This window comes from Microbacterium sp. UBA837, assembly GCF_002296025.1.
In the GTDB taxonomy this organism is placed as follows: domain Bacteria; phylum Actinomycetota; class Actinomycetes; order Actinomycetales; family Microbacteriaceae; genus Microbacterium.
In genome coordinates, this window is the sequence record NZ_DBHD01000065.1 from 1 (window position 1) to 4,429 (window position 4,429).

At 66.9% G+C, this 4,429-nt stretch carries 4 protein-coding genes; 2 read left to right on the forward strand and 2 right to left on the reverse strand.

The features are described 5' to 3' along the window. The first annotated feature begins 374 nt into the window (after positions 1-374). Positions 375-689, forward strand: coding sequence for a hypothetical protein (locus tag B3587_RS05010; RefSeq protein WP_228177276.1), 315 nt, complete (start codon positions 375-377; stop codon positions 687-689). Positions 690-835: 146 nt separating this feature from the next. Beyond that, positions 836-2,473: a VWA domain-containing protein gene (locus tag B3587_RS05015; RefSeq protein WP_292726881.1), complete on the forward strand. Its 1,638-nt coding sequence runs from the start codon at positions 836-838 to the stop codon at positions 2,471-2,473. A gap of 19 nt (positions 2,474-2,492) precedes the next feature. Here the strand turns inward: B3587_RS05015 and B3587_RS05020 are convergent, their stop codons facing one another. Then, entirely contained in the window at positions 2,493-3,494 is a 1,002-nt protein-coding gene (locus tag B3587_RS05020; RefSeq protein WP_292726882.1) for a hypothetical protein, read from the reverse strand. Between the two features lie 29 nt (positions 3,495-3,523). Next, positions 3,524-4,429, reverse strand: a 906-nt coding sequence (gene coaBC / locus B3587_RS05025) for a bifunctional phosphopantothenoylcysteine decarboxylase/phosphopantothenate--cysteine ligase CoaBC (protein WP_292726883.1), incomplete at its 5' end; no start/stop codon positions are given.

Sequence of the window (4,429 nt, forward strand, 5' to 3'; positions counted from 1 at the left end):
TGCACTTCACCCCCGATCGATACGTCGCGGACGATCCACTACCCCCGGATGCCGCACCCGCCGACGCCTCCGACGCACCGTTCTGACACACCTCACGCGCCGACACTCCGCGCTGCCCACCCGGCATACCGCGCCTCCCGGAGCCACGTGCCGACGCGCCGTGCCCGCACCCCCGCGCTGCCCACCCGGCTCACGTGCCCTGAAGCACCCGCCCGTGGACCGCACTGAGACCCGGTCCGACTCACCCCGCGCGCGACTCCTCCCCAGCGCCGCCCAATTCGGCGAACAGTCCCGGGCCACCCCGCGAACGATCGGCGGCGCGGGAACCCTTGGCATCCTGATGTGACCTGCCGCACACTGGAAAGGTGACAGCCGTGACCGAACCACAGAGCTGGGTGCTCATCGGCCTCTTCGCCACGCTCATGCTCGGCGGCATGACCGTCATGACAACCCTCCTCACCCGCACCATGACCGCATCCATCAACGGACTACGCGGCGAGATGAACGGCCGCTTCGACGGACTCCGCGGCGAAATGGATGCATCGATCAGCGGACTGCGCGCAGAAATGAACGGACTCCGCGGCGAGATGAACGCCCGGTTCGATGCGATGGGCACCCGCATCGACCATCTCGACAAAGACATCGCCGCACTCAGCCGCCGCGTCTGGGGCGAGCCCTCGGGCGAGTGACCCCGAAGCCTCCACGTCACAGTCTGTCCTTCGACGACCGCAGGGTCACCCCAGCGCACCCACAACGGCCGGCATCTCGCCACTCGAAGACGTTCTCGTGGCGCGCAATAGCGTCGACGCCGTAACCTACCCGAGGGGGTATCTGGATGGCTCGAAGCGGCACGAAGATCGACCGCGGTCAGTGGGTAGCGAAGCTTGGGATGCTCACCGGCGCCGCTCTGCTGGCCGCGGGACTGCTCACAGCACCACCGGCACAGGCCGCAACCGACGACGGCATCCCGCCGACGGTGATCATCCTCGACGCTTCCGGTTCGATGATCCGCGAAACCTCGCCGGGGGTCACACGGATGGATGTCGCCAAGCAAGCCACCATCGCGGCCCTGGAGGCCCTCCCCCAGAACGCAGAAGTCGGCCTCCTCGTCTTCGGGACAGGCACAGGCAACTCGGATGCCGAGCGCGCATCGGGGTGCCAAGACGTCAAGACCCTCTCTTCCCTTCAGCCGATGGACCTCGGCTCGCTCCGGGCGTCCGTCAACGGCGTCACCCAATCCGGTTTCACCCCTATCGGGCCGGCATTGGGTGTTGCGATGTCGATGCTCCCACCCGGCCAACCCGGAAATATCGTGCTGATCTCCGACGGCGTCGACACGTGCGCACCACCGACCTCGTGCGACGTCGCAGCCGACCTGCACCGCGAGAATCCGCTTGTGAACATCAACGTCGTGGCATTCGGCGTCGACCAAGACGAAGAGGCGCAGCAGCAGATGACGTGCATCGGCGGCGTCGGAGGCGGAACAGCGGTCGCTGCATCCAACCCTGACGAACTCTTCGCCCGACTGAAAGCGGCAACCCTCAACGACGCGACAGTGCTCAGCGCGCGCGGATTCCACGGCGTGCAGCTGGGCATGACCTTCTCGGAAGTCCGCAGCAACGTCGACGACATCCGAATCATCGAGTCCACGCTGCGTAACGGCGTGCGAATCATCGTGATCGACTGCGGGTGGGGAACTGTCGAGCTGCACGATGATCGGGTCTACGCGATCACCCCCGCCGATGAGACAACAGTCACCGCGGAACGCTTCGGCCCGGGAAGCTCACGTGCATCCCTCGAAGCAACCTATGGCGCTCCCGTCGCAAGCGACGATGAAGCGCCGGGCACAGCCATCTATCGAGCCCAGCCGGGCAGCCCGGTCGGCTACCGGGTCACATACGATCCCACGACCGACACGGTGCGAACCATCGTCGTCTGCCGATGCATCATCGGGTCATCCTCGGTGATCGACGCCGGCCTGTGGCAGATCGACTTCGACGGCATCGGCCCGCTCACCCTCGGCATGACCGAATCCGAAGCGTCCGCCGCGGCGCCCGACCTCACGAAGATCCGAGACGGCGAGTGGCAAATCCTCGAGATCGGACTGTCAGCCGTCTTCCACGACGGCACGCTGTGGTCGATCTCCGTGTCACGGGCCCCGTCCAGCTTCGGAGAGAGCATTTCGGGCGCGTTCCTCCCCAACGCCCGCGGCATCCGCCTCGGCAACCTCAGCGGAAACCTCGGAGCCGTGTTCCCCGGCGGGATGTACCGGTCGTACGTCGTCGCAGGCTGGACGCAGTACCTGGTCGCCGATCGCTCCGGGCATCTCATCACGTTCACCGCCGACGGCGCCTCCGTCTACGGTGACGAATCGATTGAGAACACGATGCCGGGCCTTGAACTCACCGGCGTCACGGTCGAGGATGCCGCTCGCACCCTCTCCGCGGCTACCCACGCCGAGATTCTCGGCTGATCAGCGTAGCGCCGGCAGATCAGCGCAACGCCATCTGATCAGCGAGTGCCACGAACGCCTCGTCGCGCTGCTCAACGACCGCGGCGACGATCTTCGAGAGCTCCGACGCCTCGGAGAACCGGTCATCCCACACGACACTGACCGTGGTCACGGTGTTTCCCTCGAGGCTGAGCAGCTCGAGCGTGTCGTCGCCCGATTCCGGTGGCATCTCGCCGCCCTCGGTTCGGCGAACAGCGACCAGGGATTCTGTCCCTGCGGGCACGTCGAGCGACTCAATGAAAACTCGACCGTACTCCGCCTCATCAGGGCCGAGAATCGCGAAGTCCGCACACGAGTCGATGGTCTCGCTATATCCGCCGAAGTAGTGCTCGGCTTCGTCATCCGTCGAGAACCCGCGGACCGCGACTGCGCCGTTGTCCCACGAAGCGGTGCGCAACCCCACGACGGCCCAGTCATCGCCCCAGAACCACATGGAACACTCCTCAGGCCCCGTGTGCACGCCCTCGCCCTCACCGATACCGCCGAGCTCGGCGCCGCGGGAGACTGAACCCACACCCGGGAACAACACTCGCAACTGGCTATCCTCCGGCAGGAACCACTCCAGCTCGTCGCCGACGTAGACCTCAGGCCCGTCGAGCTCGGGTCGTTCCGCATCCGCCGCCGTTCCGGCATCCAAGGGCGACCCCACCCCATTGCCCAACACACCCGACGCGATGAGCCCCCACACCCCACCACCGACTGCGATGACAGCTACCGCTCCCGCCGCGATCCCGATCCAGACGCCAGGACGAATGCCCGAGCCACCCGCATCTTCAGCGGGTGACGATGCGGACGCGCTGTCTGTCTCCGCCGCAGCACCCGTCGCAGCGACCGATCGAGCCCACAATGCGAGTTCGTCATAGCACTGAGGATGAGACGCGATCTGCAGCGCGAACTCCGGATACTCACCGGCAATTCGAGCGAGAGTCTCGGCATCCGTATCGGCTGAATGGAGCGCCTGCCACGCGACTGTGCGATCCATCAGCCGTCCTCCCCCACGATGCCCTCACCCTATCGTCGCGTTGCGACTACCGCGTCCCACACGGCTTCCGCAACCTCACGCTTCGACCCCGAAGCCTCCGCTGCGACCTCGCCCGACCGATCGATCACGACGACCTCATTGTCGGCCGACTCGAACCCGCGAGCCCAGCCAACCTCGTTCACCACGAGCAGATCGACATCCTTGCGCTCCCGCTTACGCCTGGCCCGCTCCAACAACTCATCCCCCGACGAGGTCTCTGCCGCGAACGCCACCACCGTCTGTCCCGACAGCCTGCCGGCTGCCAACCCCGCCACGATGTCGGGATTCTCGACGAGCTCCAGCGTCAGACGATCGCCCTGGGCTTCCTTCGTGAGCTTCGCCTTCGCCACCTCGGCGGGCCGATAGTCGGCAACCGCCGCCGCCATCACCACGACATCCGCAGCGGATGCCGCCTCCGTCACGGCATCCTGCATCTCCAGCGCCGTCCCCACCGACACGACCTTCACGCCATCGCCCACCCCACCGAGCACCTCACCGTCGATGTGCGCGGCGACCAGCGTCACCTCCGCACCCCGGTCAGCTGCAGCGACCGCGAGCGCAACCCCCTGCCGCCCACTCGAGCGGTTCCCGAGGAACCGCACCGGATCCAGCGGCTCCCGCGTCCCACCCGCCGACACGACAACCCTCAGCCCGGCAAGATCCCGCGCCCGCCCGCCCTCGGCACCCGAAACCACGGCGAGCGCAGCATTCGCAATCTCATCCGGCTCACTCATCCGCCCCGGCCCCGAATCGCCACCGGTCAACGGCCCATCAGCCGGCCCGACCACGTGCACCCCGCGCGCACGCAGCACACGCATGTTCTGCTGCGTCGCCGGATGCCGCCACATCTCCGTGTGCATCGCCGGCGCCACCACCACCGGCGCGGTCGTCGCAAG